This is a genomic window from Agromyces sp. P1_H4, assembly GCF_056405255.1.
Genome location: NZ_JBFUCL010000006.1, coordinates 1 through 17,718, shown reverse-complemented (window position 1 = coordinate 17,718; position 17,718 = coordinate 1). Strand labels below are relative to the sequence as shown.

Sequence of the window (17,718 nt, the reverse complement as noted above, 5' to 3'; positions counted from 1 at the left end):
CCGGGCGCCGCGTTTCAGGCGGTGCGCTCCTCGCGAGACGCCGCACGCGAGCGAGGGAACCAGGGCACGATCGGCGAGGTGCGCGCACGGTACTCGTCGTAGTCGGCGTACTTCGCCCGCGAGATGGATTCGGTGAACACGGTCGAGCCGATGAAGAGGAGCGTGAGCAGCACCGCCCCGGCGATCGTCCAGTGCAGCCACACCCCGGTGGCGGCGACGACGAAGCCGTAGAACACCCACCACTGGGCCTGCTCGAAGAAGAAGTTGGGGTGCCGCGACACCCGGAACAGTCCGGTCGTGAGGAAGCCCGGACGCGGGGCGCGCCCCGCGGCGCGCTCGGCCGCCTTCCACCGGTGGAAGACCCACTGCTGCTGGTCGGCGACGCTCTCGCCCACGAGGAACGCCACGAACACCGCCGTCAGCACCAGGTCCCAGACGCCGAGCGGCGAGCCGCCTGCCTCGAACACCGTGAACGCCGGGAGGCAGAACAGCAGGATCAGCGCGTTCTGGTAGATCGAGATGAAGAACAGGTTGAACAGCTGGTACGCCGTGGGCGACATCCGCTCGCGCAGGACCGCCCAGCGGTAGTCCTCGCCGCCCGCGCGGTAGCCGCCCTTCCTCGCGAAGTTGTACGTGAGCCGGATGCCCCATGCGGTGACCAGGGCGGCCATCAGCACGAGCCGCGCGTCGAATCCGCTCGCCACCGCGAAGACCCAGACGTAGACGACCGGCACGACGGACCAGATGCGGTCCACCCACGAGTACTCGCGGGTCAGCAGCGACGCGACCCAGGTTGCGGCGATGACGATCGCGCAGATGACGAGACACACGAGGAGGGGACCCATGGCCGCATTCTAGGGGTCGATAGGATCGCACCGTGGGCGGGGACGATGCGGGGCCGGTGAGTACGAGGATCTGGACGATCCCCAACGTCCTCACGATGCTCCGGCTCGCGCTCGTCCCGGCGTTCCTCGCCTTCATCGTGGTCGGCGACTACGTGGCTGCACTCATCGTGCTCGTCGTCGCGAGCCTCACCGACGCGCTCGACGGCCACCTCGCCCGGCGGCTGGGTCAGGTGACGCGGTTGGGGCAGCTCCTCGACCCCGCCGCAGACCGGCTCTACATCTTCGCGGCGCTCGTCGGACTCGCGGCCAACGAGCTCGTCCCGTGGTGGATCGTGCTCGTCATCGTCGCCCGAGACGTGTTCCTCCTCGTGCTCGGTATCGTGCTCGCGAACCACGGCTACGGACCCCTGCCCGTGCACCAGCTCGGCAAGGTCGCCACGTTCGCGCTCTTCTTCGGCCTGCCCGTCATCATGCTCGGACTCGCGTTCCCCGCCGTCGAAGCGGTGAGCGAGCCGATCGGCTGGGCCATCACGATGTGGGGGGCGTTCCTCTACTGGTGGGCCGGCATCATCTACGCGATCGAGACGGCACGCGTCATCCGCATTCCCCGTGTGGCGGACAAGTCCCGATCCGATACGCTGGAACAGGGAGGTTAGCCGTGGCGGATGACGACATGACTCAGGCTGGCGCAGTGGGGTCGGACGACGGCGAGTCTCCGGCTACGCGGTCGAACGGCGCCGTCGGCGACGGCTCCACCGACACCACGATCGGATTCAGCCGTGAGGCGGCCGCGCAGCTCTCCGCCCTCGACGGCGACATCACGGCCGAGGAGCAGGAGGCGATCGCCGCGCTGCCCTCGGGGTCGGCGCTGCTCATCGTGCGCCGCGGTCCGAACAGCGGAGCGCGGTTCCTGCTCGACACCGACGTCACGACGGTCGGCCGTCACCCCGACGCCGACATCTTCCTCGACGACGTCACCGTCTCCCGGCGGCACGCGGAGTTCCTCCGTCACCGCACGGCCTTCGAGGTGAAGGACCTGTCCTCGCTGAACGGCACGTACTTCGACGGCGTGCGCATCGAGACGGCCCTCCTCAGCGACGGCGCAGAGGTGCAGATCGGCAAGTACCGGCTCACCTTCTACGCCTCTCGACGCGACCTGGCGCCGCTGGCGAGCAGCTAGTGCCGGGCACCGCCGCCTCCACGCACGCGAGCGGCCAGGCCCAACTGCTCGGCATCGGCCAGGTACTCGCGCTGCTTCAGCCCGAGTTCCCCGAGCTGACACCGTCGAAGCTGCGATTCCTCGAGGAGCAGCGCCTCGTCTCGCCGGCGCGCACGCCGTCCGGCTATCGCAAGTTCTCGAACGCCGACGTGGAGCGCATCACCGTGGTGCTGTCGATGCAACGCGACCAGTACCTCCCGCTCAAGGTCATCCGGGCGCACCTCGAGGCGATCGACGCCGGTGAGACGCCCGCCCTGCCCGGAGCGGCGAGTGCGGCATCATTCCTCGCCGGGGCGCGCCGATACGGGCGTGACGAGCTGGTGGAGGTCGCCGGTGCGACGCGGACCCTGCTCGACGACGCCGTCTCGGCTTCGCTCCTGCCGGCGGCGGGACCCTACGGCGAGGAGGCGCTGACCGTGCTCCGGGCGCTCGTCGCCCTGCGCGAGGTCGGCATCGAGACCCGCCACCTGAGAGGCCTGCGCGCCGCCGCAGAACGGGAGGCCGCACTCGTCGAGCGGGCGATCGCCCCGTCGCGACGCTCCGACCCGGCCGACAAGGCGCGTGCGGCCGAGCGCGCACGTGAGCTCGCCGAACAGCTCGAGACGGTGCGCAGCGCCGTGGTGAGGGACGCGCTCGCGCGACTCGCACGCTGATCCGCGACACGCCGTGACGTTCGGCCCGATGTGTTTGGCGCGGACCCCCGGCGTCGGTAGCGTGGGACTCGCGCCATCGGGGTGCGGGCGTGAGAGTGAGGGGCGATCGGATGAGCGAGCTCGACCGGAGTGAACGAGATCGCTACGACCTCGGCCTGCTGTTCACCGACGGGCTCCCCGATCACGACGACGCTGCCGGATATCGCGGAGCAGTCGCCGCGCGCGCGGCAGGTATCAGCTACCGGCAGCTCGACTACTGGGCGCGCACCCAGCTCGTGGAACCGACCGTGCGCGGCGCGGCCGGCTCGGGTTCCCAGCGACTCTACGGATTCCGCGACATCCTCGTGCTCAAGCTCGTCAAGCGGCTCCTCGACACCGGCATCTCGCTCCAGCAGATCCGCACCGCGGTGACCCAGCTCCGCGAGGCGGGCATCGACGACCTGGCGCAGACGACGCTCATGAGCGACGGTGCGAGCGTCTACCTGTGCACCTCCGACGACGAGGTCATCGACCTCGTGAACCGCGGACAGGGCGTGTTCGGCATCGCCGTCGGCAAGGTCCTCCGCGAGGTCGAGTCCACGCTGGTCGAGCTCGACACGCATCCGGCCGACCCGATGGACGAATTGGCCGCGCGCCGCGGCGCGCGTTCGCGCAAGATCTCCTGACCTTCAGCGGTCTCGGGGATCAGGCCGTGCCACGGATCGGTTGACCGCTCCACTGCTCGCCGTCGAGCCCATCGCAACGGTCGCGCCACGCCCGGGCGTCCCAGATGACGTCAGATGACGGGGGACTCGAGCTCCAGGGGCGTGCCGGCGTACTCGGCGATCCTCGCCGTGCGGAGCACCCGGTCGAGGAGCTGGTCGAAGTGGTTCGACATCTCCTCCGCGCTCTCGCCCGGCCACATGTGCAGCGGCTTCGCCGCACCCTGCGCCTGCTGCAGCGACGTGCGCTCGGGCAGCTGGGGCGAGAGCACGAGCGGACCGAACATGTCGCGCAACTCCTTGATGCGGAACTGGTGCTCGAGGGACTGCACGCGGGCGCGGTTCACGATGATCCCGAGCGGCTGCAGCCTGGGGGAGAGGCCGCGGCGGATCTCCTCGATGGCGCGGAGGGCACGGTCGGCTGCGGCGACGGAGAAGAGGCCGGGCTCGGTGACCACGGCGACGCGGTCGCTCGCGGCCCAGGCCGTGCGGGTGAGCGCGTTCAGGGAGGGCGCGCAGTCGATGAGCACGAGCTCGTAGTCGGCCTCGACGTTCGCGAGCGCCTCCTCGAGCTTCCAGATGTCGCGGATCGACGGATGCGGGCCGTCGTAGTTGATGGCCGAGGGGCTGCCGATCATGACGTCGATCGTCGAGCTCGGGTTGGACCTGGTCCAGCCGCTCGGGGCGATCGCCGAGCGGACGATCTTCTCCTTCGGCGACGCGAGGACATCGGCGACGTTGAGGTGGCCGGCCATCTGGATGTCCATGCCGGTCGACACATCGGACTGCGGGTCGAGGTCGACGACGAGCGTCCGAACCCCTCGGGCGAAGGCCGCTGAGGCCAGTCCGAGGGTGACGGTCGTCTTGCCGACACCGCCCTTCAGGGAACTGACGCTGAGTACGTGCACGAACAGATACGTTACCTTTAGTCCTCGGGCGATACCTAAATGTTCGCTGTGCGGAAACCCGTCGGAAAGGCCTGCATGTTCACGAAGATCCTGGTAGCCAATCGCGGAGAGATCGCCATCCGGGCGTTCCGTGCAGCCGTCGAACTCGGCGCGAAGACCGTCGCCGTGTATCCGTTCGAGGACCGCAACTCCCTGCACCGCCTCAAGGCGGACGAGGCGTACCAGATCGGCGTGCCCGGACATCCGGTGCGGGCGTATCTCGACGTGGCCGAGATCATCCGGGTGGCTCGCGAGTCGGGCGCCGACGCGATCTACCCGGGCTACGGGTTCCTCTCCGAGAACCCCGAGCTCGCGCAGGCCGCGGCCGAGGCCGGCATCACCTTCATCGGCCCGCCGAAGCACGTGCTCGAGATGGCCGGCAACAAGGTCACCGCGAAGGAGCACGCGATCGCCGCGGGCGTGCCCGTGCTGAGGTCCACGCCGCCCTCCCGCGACATCGAGGCGCTCGTGGCACAGGCCGACGAGATCGGCTTCCCCATCTTCGCCAAGGCCGTCGCCGGCGGCGGCGGTCGCGGCATGCGCCGGGTCAACACGAAGGACGAGCTGCGCGGCTCGCTCGAAGAGGCCATGCGCGAGGCCGACAGCGCCTTCGGCGACCCGACGATGTTCCTCGAGCAGGCGGTGCTGCGTCCCCGCCACATCGAGGTCCAGGTGCTGGCGGATGCCTCGGGGGAGACCGTCCACCTGTTCGAGCGCGACTGCTCGGTGCAGCGCCGTCACCAGAAGGTCATCGAGATCGCGCCGGCGCCGAACCTGTCCGACGACGTCCGCAGGGCGCTCTACCGCGACGCCATCGCGTTCGCGAAGTCGATCGGCTACGTCAACGCGGGCACCGTCGAATTCCTCCTCGACACCGCGGGCGAGCGTGCCGGCGAGCACGTGTTCATCGAGATGAACCCGCGCATCCAGGTCGAGCACACCGTGACCGAGGAGGTCACCGACGTCGACCTCGTCGTCTCGCAGATCCGCATCGCGGCGGGAGAGACCCTCGCGAGCCTCGGCCTCGAGCAGGACCAGATCCGCCTGCGCGGCGCGGCACTGCAGTGCCGCATCACGACCGAGGACCCCACGGCGGGCTTCCGGCCCGACACCGGCAAGATCACCACCTACCGGTCGCCCGGCGGTGCGGGCATCCGCCTCGACGGCGGCACGATCAACCCCGGCGCCCAGATCAGCCCGCACTTCGACTCGATGCTCGCGAAGCTCACGTGCCGCGGTCGTGACTACCCGGCCGCGGTGGCCCGGGCGAAGCGCGCCCTCGCGGAGTTCCGCATCCGCGGCGTCTCCACGAACATCCCCTTCCTCCAGGCGGTCCTCGAGGATCCGGCGTTCGTCGCCGGCGACCTCAGCACCTCCTTTATCGAGGAGCGCCCGCAGCTGGTCCGCGGCCGCGTCTCCAAGGATCGCGGCACGAAGATCCTCAACTGGCTCGCGGATGTCACGGTGAACCAGCCGAACGGACCGGCGCCCACCTCGGTGAACCCGGCCGAGAAGCTGCCGGCGCTCGACCTCTCGGCGCCGGCGCCGGCGGGGTCGCGTCAGCGCCTGCTCGAGCTCGGCCCGGCGGGCTTCGCCGCAGCCCTGCGCGCGCAGACGCCGCTCGCCGTCACCGAGACGACGTTCCGCGACGCGCACCAGTCGCTGCTCGCCACCCGAGTGCGCACCAAGGACCTCGTCGCCGTCRCCCCCTACGTGGCGCGCATGACGCCCGAGCTGCTCTCGGTCGAGGCGTGGGGCGGCGCGACCTACGACGTGGCGCTCCGGTTCCTCGGCGAGGACCCGTGGGAGCGCCTCGCCGCGCTCCGTGAGGCATTGCCGAACGTCAACATCCAGATGCTGCTGCGCGGGCGCAACACGGTCGGCTACACCCCGTACCCGACCGAGGTCACCGACGCGTTCATCCGCGAGGCGGCGGCCACGGGCGTCGACATCTTCCGCATCTTCGACGCCCTCAACGACGTGAACCAGATGCGTCCGGCGATCGACGCGGTGCTGGCCACCGGCCACGCCGTGGCCGAGGTGGCCCTCTGCTACACGGGCGACCTGCTCGACCCCGCTGAAGACCTCTACACGCTCGACTACTACCTCGGGCTCGCCGACGAGATCGTCGCCGCGGGCGCGCACATCCTCGCGATCAAGGACATGGCCGGCCTCCTCCGTCCGGCCGCAGCCGAGCGCCTCGTGGGCGCACTGCGCGAGCGCTTCGACCTGCCCGTGCACCTGCACACCCACGACACGGCCGGCGGTCAGCTGGCCACGCTGCTCGCCGCCAGCCGCGCCGGCGTCGACGCGGTCGACGTGGCGAGTGCCCCGATGGCCGGCACCACCAGCCAGCCGTCGGCCTCGTCGCTGGTCGCGGCTCTCGCGCACACCGAGCGCGACACCGGCATGTCGCTGCAGGCGGTGGCCGACCTGGAGCCGTACTGGGAATCGGTCCGCCGCCTCTACAAGCCGTTCGAGTCCGGCCTGCCCGGTCCCACCGGGCGCGTGTACCACCACGAGATCCCCGGCGGCCAGCTCTCGAACCTGCGCCAGCAGGCCATCGCGCTCGGCCTGGCCGACGACTTCGAGCTCATCGAGGACATGTACGCCGCGGCCAACAAGATCCTCGGCCGCGTGCCGAAGGTGACGCCGTCGTCGAAGGTGGTCGGCGACCTCGCGCTGCACCTCGCGGCGGTCAAGGCGGATCCGGCCGACTTCGCGGAGAACCCCGACAAGTACGACGTGCCCGACTCGGTCGTCGGTTTCATGGCCGGAGAGCTCGGCGACCTCCCGGGCGGCTGGCCCGAGCCCTTCCGCACGAAGGTGCTCGCCGGCCGTGACGTGCGCATCGGCGTGACGGAGCTCACCGACGACCAGCGCAGCGCCCTCGAGGGGGACAGCGTCACCCGTCGCGCGACGCTCAACGCCCTGCTGTTCCCGGCACCCACGCGCCAGTTCGAGCAGATCCGGGAGCTCTTCGGCGACCTGTCGGTCGTCGACACCTCCGACTACCTCTACGGGCTGCGCCAGGGATCCGAGCACGTGGTGGAGATCGACAAGGGCGTGCGGCTCTACGCCGGCCTCGAGGCGATCGGCGAGGCCGATGACAAGGGCATGCGCACGGTCATGACCATCCTCAACGGCCAGCTCCGACCCGTCTTCGTGCGTGACCGCAGCATCGTGGTCGAGACCCGCGCGGCCGAGAAGGCGGATGCTTCGCAGCCCGGCCAGGTGGCCGCGCCCTTCTCGGGCGTGGTCACGCTCCAGGTCGAGCCGGGCGCGGAGATCGCAGCCGGGCAGAGCGTGGCGTCGATCGAGGCGATGAAGATGGAGGCGGCGATCACCTCGCCCGTTGCCGGTGTCGTGGAGCGGCTCGCCATCCCCAAGACGCAGCAGGTGGAGGCGGGCGATCTGCTCGTGGTGGTGCGCCCGCGCTAGGCTGTCGATGTGTTCGCACTGGTGAGGAGGGCTATCCGTGGCTGACGACAGCAGTGATCGCGAGATGACGACACGTCGGGCGACCGGAGCGCGTCGAACCCCCGACGAGCACGGTGAGCTCGAGCCGACGACGGGCGCGCACGCAGCGAGTGCCCTCCCCGAGAGCCTGAACATCCGGGTCGACCTGCCTCCCGCGCCGCGGCCCGAGATGCCCGAAGACGAGGTCGCCGTCGCGATCGACGATGTGGCCGTGAATCCGGGGACCGTGGTCGGCGGCGGGCCCTCGACCACCTCGGTCGAGGTCGTCACGCCGGCGCTCTCCAATGCCGGATATCGCAGCTCCTACCGGCGCGACGCGTCGCCCTACAGCGCGCTCCTCGCCTCCGRCGCCTCCAAGCTCCGACGCGAGCGCGTCAGCACCGACACCGGCAGCCACGTCGCCGTCGTCGACGTGCCGACCGACCAGCTCACGCCCTCCGAGCTGCCCGAGCCGTCCGAGTCCCTCACCGCCGATCGGCTCATCGACCTGAACCGCACCACGCGGCCCGCGCCGCACGGCGGGTTCAACCGTTTCCTCTACGAGGCATCGCTGCACCTCGTCAACCTCGGCGACTCGGCCAAGGCGCGGGCGTACAAGGAGCTGACGGCCCGCATCCAGAAGCGCTTCGAGGGCGGCGCCCGTTTCGTGCCGGTCCTCACTCGCAAGGGCGGCGTCGGCAAGACGACGATCACCGCCCTGCTCGGCATGGCCCTCGCCGATGCGCGCGACGACCGCATCATCGCGATCGACGCCAACCCCGACCGCGGCACGCTCGCCGAGCGCGTCGATCGCCAGACCCGCGAGACGGTGCGCGACGTCGTCACGAAGGCCTCGTCGATCGGCGGCTACACCGACTTCTCCGCCTTCGTCTCCCGCGACGAGACGCGGCTCGACATCCTCGCGTCCGACACCGATCCGACGCTGTCCGAGGCCTTCGACGACAACGATTACAACGTGGTCGCCGGGCTCGCGGCCCGGTACTACTCGCTCGTGCTCACCGACTGCGGCACCGGCATCGTGCACTCGGTGATGCGCGCCACCCTGCAGCGGGCCGACTCGATCGTGATCGTGTCGGGCGGCAGCGTCGACGAGGCGAGGCTCGCGTCCGAGACGCTCACCTGGCTCGAGGCCAACGGCTATGGCGAGCTCGTGCGGAACGCGGTCGTCGCGATCAACCTGGCGACCCAGGGCACCCACCTCGTCAAGGTCGACGAGATCGAGGCGCACTTCGCGTCGCGGGTGCGCGAGATCGTGCGGATCCCCTACGACCCGCAGCTCGCCGCCGGATCCGTCGTGAACTGGCACGAGCTGCGTCCCGTGACCAAGCACGCGGCCCGCGAACTCGCGGCGCTCGTCGTGGAAGGCCTGCCCGCCGACCGCGGGTACTGATATCGGAGCGCACGTGCCGGAACGCCCCATTCGCCTGTTCGGCGACCCTGTCCTGAAGACCGTCTCCGCCCCCGTCGAACAGATCGACGATGGCGTGCGCGCGCTCGTCGCCGACCTCATCGACAGCGTGAAGCTCCCGGGCCGTGCGGGGGTGGCGGCGTCGCAGATCGGGGTCAACCTGCGCGCATTCAGCTACAACGTCGACGGCGAGGTCGGATACATCCTGAATCCCGAGATCGTCGAGGTGTCGGGCGAGGTCGAGGCCATCGACGAGGGGTGCCTGTCGGTTCCGGGGCTCTGGCACAAGACGCCGCGGCATCCGTTCGCCCGGGTTCGCGGCATCGACCTCGACGGGAACGAGGTCGAGCTCTCGGGCTCGGGCCTGATGGCGCAGGCCCTGCAGCACGAGACCGACCACCTCGACGGCATCCTCTACCTCGACCGGCTCGAGAAGGCCGAACGTCGGGTCGCGATGAAGGAGGTGCGCGAGTCGGACTGGTTCTGACCGCGCCCGGCAGATCCGGCCGTGACACGCGTGACGAAGAAGGGCCCCGCGGATGCCGCGGGGCCCCTCTTCGTGCGATCGACGATGCGTGGGCTCAGTGCACGATGGAGTGGCCTTCGGTGGCCGGGGCGCCCGAGTACATCGACTCGATCTGGCCCGAGAAGTCCTCGAGGATCACGTTGCGCTTGATGCTCAGCTTCGGGGTGAGGTGCCCGCTCGCCTCGGTCAGCTCGGTGGCCAGGATCGTGAATTTGCGGATCGACTCGGCGCGCGACACGTTCTCGTTGGCGGCGTCGATGGCCCGCTGCACCTCGGCGAGCACCGCGGCGTTGGTGGTGGCCTCCTCGAGGCTCATGCCCGCGTCCTCGTTGTTGTTGTTGAGCCAGACGGGGAGCATCTCGGGGTCGAGGGTGATCAGCGCGGAGATGAAGGGCTTCTTGTCGCCGACGACGACGACCTGCCCCACCAGCGGGTTCGCGCGGATCGGGTCCTCGAGGGCGGCGGGCGACACGTTCTTGCCGCCGGCGGTCACGATGATCTCCTTCTTGCGCCCCGTGATCGAGAGGAAGCCGTCGCTGTCGAACGAGCCGAGGTCGCCGGTCTTGAACCACTCGCCGTTGAAGGTGTCGGCGGTCGCCTCGGGGTTCTTCCAGTACTCCTTGAACACGTTGATGCCCTTGACCTCGATCTCGCCGTCGTCGGCGATGCGGACCGAGACGCCGGGAAGCGCCGGGCCGACCGAGCCGATCTTCGACTTCGTGGCCAGGTTGACGGTCGCCGGCGCCGTCGTCTCGGTGAGGCCGTAGCCCTCGAGGATCGTGATGCCGAGGGCGTGGTAGAAGTGGCCGAGGCGCGGCCCGAGGGGCGCCGAGCCCGACACGGCGTACTTCACGTTGCCGCCCATGGCGTGCCGGAGCTTCGAGAGCACGAGCCGGTCGAGGATCGCGAACTTGACCTTGAGGCCGAACGGCACGGCGCCGGCCTCCTTCGCCATCGAGTAGGCGACGGCGGTCTCGGCGGCCGAGCGGAAGATCTTGCCCTTGCCACCCGCCTCGGCCTTCTGCTCGGAGACGTTGTAGACCTTCTCGAACACGCGCGGGACGGCCAGGAGGAACGTCGGCTTGAAGGTGCCGAGGCTCGGCAGCAGCTGCTTGGTGTCGGGCTGGTGCCCGACCCGCACGCCGGAATGCACCGCCAGCACGGCGATGAATCGCGCGAAGATGTGCGCGGTCGTGATGAAGAGCAGGGTGGACGCGCCGGGCTCGGACACGACCTCCTTGAGCGCCACGGCGGAGTTGCGGCAGAGCTCGACGAAGTTCGAGTGGGTGAGCACGCAGCCCTTCGGCTTGCCGGTCGATCCCGAGGTGTAGATCAGGGTCGCGATGTCGGAGCCGACCGCGAGGTTGCGTCGCCGTTCGATCTCCTCGTCGGCCACGCCGGTGCCCGACGCGGCGAGCTTGTCGAGGTCGCCGAGGTCGATCTGCCAGACGTTGCGGATCGCGGGCAGTTCGGGGTGCACCTCGTCGAAGCGCGCGAAGTGGTCGGGCGTCTCGAGGATCACCGAGATGGCGCCCGAGTCACTGAGGTTCCACTTGACCTGGGAGGGGGAGTTCGTCTCGTAGATCGGAACCAGCACCGCGCCGGCGAACCAGGTGGCGAAGTCGATGAGGGTCCACTCGTACCGGGTCTTGCACATGAGCCCGATCTTGTCGCCCGGCTGGATGCCCGCGGCCACGAGGCCCTTCGCGAGGGCGATGACCTGGTCGTAGAACTCGCGGGTCGTGACGGGCGACCAGCCGCCGTCGGCCGTCGGGAGGGAGAACAGCACCGAGTCGGGAGTGGCGGCGACCCGGTCGACGAGGAGGTCGGTCGCATTCGCGTCGGGGTCGGCCGGGACGAGGGCGGGGGTATCGAACTGGATCACGGTAGCTCCTTCGGCACCGGAGGAGGCCGCGCTGCCTCAGGGCGCGCGAACCTCGGCGTTGGGGTCGATTACACTCTAGTCGTTGCTCGTGCGGCCCTGAGGCCCCGGGATCATTCGGCCTCACCCCGTTCGAAAGGCGGCTTGCTGGTGCACGCGATCGGTATCGACATCGGCGGGACGAAGATCGCAGGAGCGGTCGTCGACGAGTTCGGCGCGATCGTGCGCAGCGAGCGCGTGCCCACCGCGGCCGGCGATCCGGCGCTCCTCGAGGACGCGGTCGTCGACATGATCCGGTCGCTCTCCTCCGACGGCGACGTCGCCGCCGTCGGGGTCGCCGCCGCGGGGTTCATCGACGCCGCCCAGTCGACGGTCTACTACGCGCCGAACATCAACTGGCGCAACGAGCCGTTCCGCGAGAAGCTCGAGGCCCGCGTCGGCACGACGGTGGTCGTCGACAACGACGCGAATGCCGCGGGGTGGGCCGAGTTCCGGTTCGGTGCGGGCCGCCTCGTGAGCGACATGGTGATGCTCACGATCGGCACGGGCGTCGGCGGCGCGATCGTCGCGGGCGACCGCCTGTTCCGCGGCGGCTTCGGCGCGGGCGCCGAGCTCGGCCACGTCCGGGTCGTGCCGGGCGGCATCGCCTGCGGCTGCGGGCAGCACGGATGCCTCGAGCAGTACGGTTCAGGTCGGGCGCTGCTGCGCATGGCCAACGAGATCGCCGACGCGGGCGGCATCGGACAGTCGCTCGCGCGGGTGCGCGACGAGCACGGGGCCCTCGACGGTCGGCTCGTCGGCTCGCTCATCGAGGGCGAGGACCCGGGGGCGGTCGCCGCGCTCCGCCAGCTCGGCCACTGGCTGGGGCAGGCCTCGGCGTCCCTCGCGGCCGTGCTCGACCCGCAGCGCTTCGTGTTCGGCGGCGGCGTGGCGGTGGCGGGGGAGCTGCTGCTGGCTCCCATCCGTGAAGCCTTCTTCGAGCACCTCCCGGCGCGCGGCTACCACCCCGAGCCCGATTTCGTGATCGCCGAGCTCGTCAACGACGCCGGAGTGGTCGGCGCGGCAGACCTGGCGCGCGTCTGGGTGCAGGAACACGCCTGACACGCGCCCGGCGCTAGGCTGAAGCGTTCGTCCGCACGGGAGGGGAGTCCGCCGGTGTTCTACTGGATCATGAAGCACATCGTGATCGGCCCGATCCTCCTCGCGATCTTCCGGCCGTGGGTGGTCGGCCTCGAGCACGTGCCGAAGCAGGGCGCGGTGGTGCTGGCGAGCAACCACCTCTCGTTCATCGACTCGATCTTCCTCCCGCTCGTCGTCGACCGTCCGGTGGTGTTCCTCGCGAAGAGCGAGTACTTCACCGGCAAGGGCCTCAAGGGCTGGGCGACGAAGACGTTCTTCCAAGCGGCGGGGCAGCTGCCCATCGACCGCTCGGGCGGCAAGGCGTCGGAGGCCTCACTCCTCACCGGCCTCCGCGTGCTCGGCGACGGCGGCATCCTCGGCATCTATCCCGAGGGCACCCGCAGCCCCGATGCGCGGCTCTACCGTGGCCGCACCGGGGTCGCGCGCATGGTGCTCGAGGCCGGCGTGCCGGTGCTCCCCGTCGCGATGATCGGCACCGAGAAGGTCATGCCGATCGGCACGAGGCTGCCGAAGATCCGGCGCATCGGCATCATCATCGGCGAGCCGCTCGACTTCACCCGGTTCGAGGGCCTCGAGGGTGATCGCTTCGTGTTGCGCTCCGTGACGGACGAGCTCGTCTACGAACTCCGGGCGCTGAGCGGCCAGCAGTACGTCGACGTCTACGCGAGCTCCGTGCGGGAGCAACGCGCGACGACCTCGGGGTAGGCTCGATGCAGCGGCGGCGCGACGTGCGGCGCCGCGTTCCCATTCCCGGCGCACCGCGCCCCGCACCCCTCAGGACACTTCCGTGGTACAGCTCGTCGAGCCCGTCATCAGTGCAGATCCCTCCGTGATCGACGGCCTCGACTATTGGCGCACCCTGCCGATCAAGCAGCAGCCGCAGTGGCCCGACGCCGAGGCCGCGCACGCGGCATCCGCCGAGCTGGCGACCCTGCCGCCGCTCGTGTTCGCCGGCGAGGTCGACATGCTGCGCACCCGGCTCGCCGCCGCGTCGCGTGGCGAGGCGTTCCTGCTTCAGGGCGGCGACTGCGCCGAGACGTTCGCCGGAGCGACCGCCGACCAGATCCGCAACCGCGTGAAGACCGTGCTGCAGATGGCCGTGGTGCTCACCTACGGCGCGTCGATGCCGGTCGTGAAGATGGGCCGGATGGCCGGGCAGTTCGCGAAGCCCCGGTCGAGCGACACCGAGACGCGCGGCGATGTCACCCTGCCGGCGTACCGCGGGGACATCGTCAACGGCTACGACTTCACGTCCGAGTCCCGCGCGGCCGACCCGGCGCGACTGGTGCGCGGGTACCACATGGCCGCGTCGACGCTGAACCTCATCCGCGCATTCACCACGGGCGGATTCGCCGACCTGCGCCAGGTCCACTCCTGGAACCAGGGCTTCTCGGTGAACCCGGCGAACGCCCGCTACGAGTCGCTCGCACGCGAGATCGACCGCGCGATCAAGTTCATGGAGGCCTGCGGCGCCGACTTCGAGGCGCTGAAGCACACCGAGTTCTACACCGGCCACGAGGGGCTGCTCATGGACTACGAGCGGCCCATGACGCGCATCGACTCCCGCACGGGCACGCCGTACGACACGTCGAGCCACTTCATCTGGATCGGGGAGCGCACGCGCGACCTCGATGGCGCGCACGTCGACTTCCTGTCGCGCGTCCGCAACCCGATCGGCGTGAAGCTCGGCCCGTCGACGACGCCCGAGACGATGCTCGAGCTCGTCGAGAAGCTCGATCCCGATCGCGAGCCGGGCCGCCTCACGTTCATCACGCGCATGGGCGCGGGCAAGATCCGCGACGCGCTGCCCCCGCTCCTCGAGGCCATCAAGCGCAGCGACGCCAACCCGCTGTGGGTAACCGACCCGATGCACGGCAACGGCATCACGACGCCGAACGGCTACAAGACGCGCCGCTTCGACGACGTGGTCGACGAGGTGCGCGGCTTCTTCGAGGCGCACCGTACGGCCGGCACGTACCCGGGCGGCATCCACGTCGAGCTCACCGGCGACGACGTCACCGAGTGCCTCGGCGGGTCCGAGCACATCGACGAGGCGACGCTGGCGACCCGGTACGAGTCCCTGTGCGACCCGCGCCTGAACCACATGCAGTCGCTCGAGCTGGCGTTCCTCGTGGCCGAGGAGCTCACCGCTCGCTGAGCGTTCGGCGTGGGGCATCCGTGCGGGTGTCCCACGTCGCGCGTGCTCGCGGCCGTCGGCCAGACGACGCGCTGCCGGTTCAGCCGAAGTTGACCGTGACCTCTGAGCCGCGCTTGAGCTTCTCGCCGGCGGCCGGGCTCTGCACGGATGCCACGACGGCGCCCTCGAGGAAGGCCGGCACGTTCGACGTGACCGTGAAGCCGAGCGCCTCGAGCTGCTCGCGCGCCTGCGCGATGGTGCCGCCGGTGATGACGTTGGGCACCTCGACGAGGTCCTCGCCCTTCGAAAGGGTGAGGACGACGGTATCGCCCGGTCGAACCGGGTCGGTGGCGGGCGTCGCCGAGATGACATGGTCGAGCGGCACATCGTCGCTGAACTCGGCTTCGGCGTAGTCGACCGCGAGGTTGACGCCGGCGAGGGCCGCCTCGGCGTCGGCGACCGGCATGCCGGTGACGTCGGGGACGGCGCCGACGGAGACCACGAGCGTGACGTCGCCGAGCTCGGGATACTCCGCCCCCAGGGGGTTGCCGTCGGCACCGAGTGCCGCCACCACGGAGCCGGGCGGCACGTCGGCGGAGAACTGCTGCGCGCTCTGCTCGGCGACGGTGAAGTCGGCGAGGGCGGCTCGTGCGTCGGCCTCGGGCTGGCCGATCACGTCGGGGACGACCAGGATGCGCGGACCCAGCGAGACGAACATCGTCACCTCTGAGCCCTTGCGCGCCTGTTCGCCGCCCGCGGGGTCGGTGCCCGACACCTGCCCCACCGGCACCGTCGGGTCGTTGCGCTCGGCGGCGACGACCTCGAAGCCGGCCTCCTCGAGCACCTGCTGGGCGTTCTCGGGCAGGAACGTCGCCGTCTCGGGCACGGTGGCGAGCGCCCCGGGGCCCGCCCCGAAGTACCACCCGGTGCCGGCCGCGAGTCCGGTGAGGAGGAGGACGAGCGCGAAGATCCAGTAGCCGCGGCGCTTGCGGCGGTCGGCGCTCGTCGAGAGGGCCGCGGCGTCGTCGCCGTCGTCGCCACCGGATGCCTCGAGCGTCGTCACCGGAGCAGCGGCGACCGCTCCGCCGAGCACCGTCGTCTCGGCCGTGGCGGCACCCGCTGCCATGGCCCCGCCCGCGAGCACCATCGTCGCCTGGGTGCGCCCGTGCGGCCGGGGCGAGCGGATGTCGGGTTCGACCTCGCGCAGGCGCTCGAGCATCACCCGGGCGTCGTTCGGGCGCTCCTCGGGATCGCGCGCCGTGGCCCAGAGCACGAGCTCGTCGAGTTCGACCGGCACACCCGGGTTCTTCGAGCTGGGCATCGGAACGGTGTCGTTCGCATGCTGGTAGGCGATCTGCATGGGCGCCTCGCCCACGTAGGGCTGCTCGCCCGTGAGCATCTCGTACATCATGATGCCGACCGCGTAGATGTCGCTGCGTGCGTCGGCGACGCCGCGGGTGACGAGCTCGGGGGAGAGGTACGCGATCGTGCCGAGCAGCGCCTGCCCGGTCGCGGTGTTCGCRCTGGCCGCCCTGGCCAGCCCGAAGTCGCCGAGCTTGATGCGGCCGTCGTCGGCGAGCAGCACGTTCTCGGGCTTGAGGTCGCGGTGCACGATGCCGGCCTGGTGTGCTGCGGCGAGGCCCGAGAGCACGGCGTCCATGATGTCGACGGTCTGCTCGGGCGTGAGCTTCTTGTAGTCCTTCAGCAGTTCCCGGAGGGTGATGCCCGGCAGGTACTCCATGACGAGGTACGCCATGTCGGAGTCCTGGCCCTGGTCGAACACGTTCACGACGTTCGGGTGGGCGAGGCGGGCCGCCGAGCGGGCCTCCTGCACGAACCGGGTCTTGAAGGTGTTGTCGTCGGCGAGATGGCCGTGCATGATCTTGATCGCGACCCGTCGCTCGAGGCGGAGGTCGGTCGCGAGGTACACCGTGGCCATGCCGCCGCGGGCGATCCGCGAGCGCACCTGATAGCGGCCGTCGACGAGACGGCCGATCATGGGGTCGGCGGGCGCGGTGGTCACCGTTCGAGTGTACGAAGAGGTGTATGCCCGCCGCCGACTAAACGCCGTGCAACGCCGAGATCGAAACGCCTTCGTGACCGACGGATGCCGCGTGCCGGCCGCGTGCGCATGCTCGCCGTCAGCCGAGCTCCGACAGCCAGGCGCGCGCCTGGGCCTCCCATTTCGCGTAGTGGTCGGGATGCGCCGACCGCTGCACGGCCTGGGCGGCCTGGGTGACGCTCATCGACTCCCACCCGGGGATGTCGAGGAGACCCAGCGTGYGGCCCGGGTTCGGGTTCGTCGGGCCGCCGTAGAACGCCGCCGCCGCACGCGCCGGGTCGAGCACCTCCTCGGGCGTGCCCCAGCCCTGGCTCGGCCGCTGCTGGAAGACGCCGAGCGAGTCGAGGTCGCCGGAGTGCACGTTCTTCAGGCCCGACTCCTGGGCCGCGGCGGCGAGGGCGACGACGATGCCCTGGTCGGGCACTCCGAGCGATCGGCCGATGTCGACGATGAGCTGCGCGTTGCTCCGGGTCTCGTCGGTCAGCGGCATGCTCACCGCGGCGACGGCGACGGCCACGACCGGCTCGGGCCGCCGCGTGACGAGCACCTGCCCCGGGACGATGAGGGTCGACCCGCCGAGGCCATTTAGGGCGTCCAGCTCAGCGACGCTCAGACCGGCGGCCGCGGCGATCCCCGAGAGCGTGTCGCCGGCGACGACGACGTGCTGGCCGCCGGGCTCGGGCGGCGAGGCGGGAGGCGCGGGCGCGGGGTCCGGAGG

Annotated in this window: 15 protein-coding genes; 10 read left to right on the top strand and 5 right to left on the bottom strand. The window is 70.5% G+C overall.

The features are described from left to right. Window positions 1–14 precede the first annotated feature (14 nt). Complete coding sequence (locus tag AC1DY2_RS01120) at window positions 15–845, bottom strand: DUF1295 domain-containing protein (protein ID WP_476760735.1); 831 nt, start codon at window positions 843–845, stop codon at window positions 15–17. A 56-nt stretch (window positions 846–901) separates the two neighbouring features. On the opposite strand from AC1DY2_RS01120, the gene AC1DY2_RS01115 reads away from it, so the two are divergent. From AC1DY2_RS01115 to AC1DY2_RS01100, 4 genes are all read left to right on the top strand, one after another. Next, window positions 902–1,501, top strand: coding sequence for a CDP-alcohol phosphatidyltransferase family protein (locus AC1DY2_RS01115; RefSeq protein WP_476760734.1), 600 nt, complete (start codon window positions 902–904; stop codon window positions 1,499–1,501). A 17-nt stretch (window positions 1,502–1,518) separates the two neighbouring features. Beyond that, on the top strand, window positions 1,519–2,025 hold the full coding sequence (locus tag AC1DY2_RS01110; RefSeq protein WP_476760733.1) for an FHA domain-containing protein: 507 nt from the start codon (window positions 1,519–1,521) through the stop codon (window positions 2,023–2,025). Then, window positions 2,025–2,717: a transcriptional regulator FtsR gene (ftsR, locus tag AC1DY2_RS01105; protein WP_476760732.1), complete on the top strand. Its 693-nt coding sequence runs from the start codon at window positions 2,025–2,027 to the stop codon at window positions 2,715–2,717. The genes AC1DY2_RS01110 and ftsR overlap by 1 nt, the downstream gene beginning before the upstream one ends. Before the next feature lie 110 nt (window positions 2,718–2,827). After that, complete coding sequence (locus AC1DY2_RS01100) at window positions 2,828–3,382, top strand: MerR family transcriptional regulator (protein WP_309978130.1); 555 nt, start codon at window positions 2,828–2,830, stop codon at window positions 3,380–3,382. A gap of 110 nt (window positions 3,383–3,492) precedes the next feature. On the opposite strand, the gene AC1DY2_RS01095 is transcribed toward AC1DY2_RS01100, so the two are convergent. Next, window positions 3,493–4,326, bottom strand: a complete 834-nt coding sequence (locus AC1DY2_RS01095; protein WP_309978132.1) for a ParA family protein — start codon at window positions 4,324–4,326, stop codon at window positions 3,493–3,495. A gap of 75 nt (window positions 4,327–4,401) precedes the next feature. Here AC1DY2_RS01095 and AC1DY2_RS01090 point away from each other — a divergent pair, with 75 nt between their 5' ends. From AC1DY2_RS01090 to def, 3 genes are read left to right on the top strand one after another with little or no spacing between them, the layout of a single operon-like run. Next, window positions 4,402–7,806: a pyruvate carboxylase gene (locus tag AC1DY2_RS01090; protein WP_476760731.1), complete on the top strand. Its 3,405-nt coding sequence runs from the start codon at window positions 4,402–4,404 to the stop codon at window positions 7,804–7,806. Window positions 7,807–7,843: 37 nt separating this feature from the next. Then, window positions 7,844–9,235, top strand: coding sequence for a MinD/ParA family ATP-binding protein (locus AC1DY2_RS01085; RefSeq protein WP_476760730.1), 1,392 nt, complete (start codon window positions 7,844–7,846; stop codon window positions 9,233–9,235). Window positions 9,236–9,248: 13 nt separating this feature from the next. After that, the gene (gene def / locus AC1DY2_RS01080) at window positions 9,249–9,740 is read left to right on the top strand and encodes a peptide deformylase (RefSeq protein ID WP_309978139.1); all 492 of its coding nucleotides are present in this window, start codon (window positions 9,249–9,251) and stop codon (window positions 9,738–9,740) included. Between the two features lie 94 nt (window positions 9,741–9,834). Here the strand turns inward: def and AC1DY2_RS01075 are convergent, their stop codons facing one another. After that, window positions 9,835–11,664, bottom strand: coding sequence for an AMP-dependent synthetase/ligase (locus AC1DY2_RS01075; protein WP_476760729.1), 1,830 nt, complete (start codon window positions 11,662–11,664; stop codon window positions 9,835–9,837). Window positions 11,665–11,811: 147 nt separating this feature from the next. On the opposite strand from AC1DY2_RS01075, the gene AC1DY2_RS01070 reads away from it, so the two are divergent. The 3 genes from AC1DY2_RS01070 (at window position 11,812) to AC1DY2_RS01060 (ending at window position 14,959) form a co-directional block, all read left to right on the top strand. Next, complete coding sequence (locus AC1DY2_RS01070) at window positions 11,812–12,762, top strand: ROK family glucokinase (protein WP_476760728.1); 951 nt, start codon at window positions 11,812–11,814, stop codon at window positions 12,760–12,762. 54 nt (window positions 12,763–12,816) lie between these two features. Then, window positions 12,817–13,506: a lysophospholipid acyltransferase family protein gene (locus AC1DY2_RS01065; protein ID WP_476760727.1), complete on the top strand. Its 690-nt coding sequence runs from the start codon at window positions 12,817–12,819 to the stop codon at window positions 13,504–13,506. Window positions 13,507–13,588: 82 nt separating this feature from the next. Next, complete coding sequence (locus AC1DY2_RS01060; protein WP_476760726.1) at window positions 13,589–14,959, top strand: class II 3-deoxy-7-phosphoheptulonate synthase; 1,371 nt, start codon at window positions 13,589–13,591, stop codon at window positions 14,957–14,959. 79 nt (window positions 14,960–15,038) lie between these two features. Here the strand turns inward: AC1DY2_RS01060 and pknB are convergent, their stop codons facing one another. Further along, on the bottom strand, window positions 15,039–16,961 hold the full coding sequence (gene pknB, locus AC1DY2_RS01055; RefSeq protein ID WP_476760725.1) for a Stk1 family PASTA domain-containing Ser/Thr kinase: 1,923 nt from the start codon (window positions 16,959–16,961) through the stop codon (window positions 15,039–15,041). 118 nt (window positions 16,962–17,079) lie between these two features. Beyond that, window positions 17,080–17,718, bottom strand: a 639-nt coding sequence (locus AC1DY2_RS01050; RefSeq protein WP_476760724.1) for a LysM peptidoglycan-binding domain-containing protein, incomplete at its 5' end; no start/stop codon positions are given.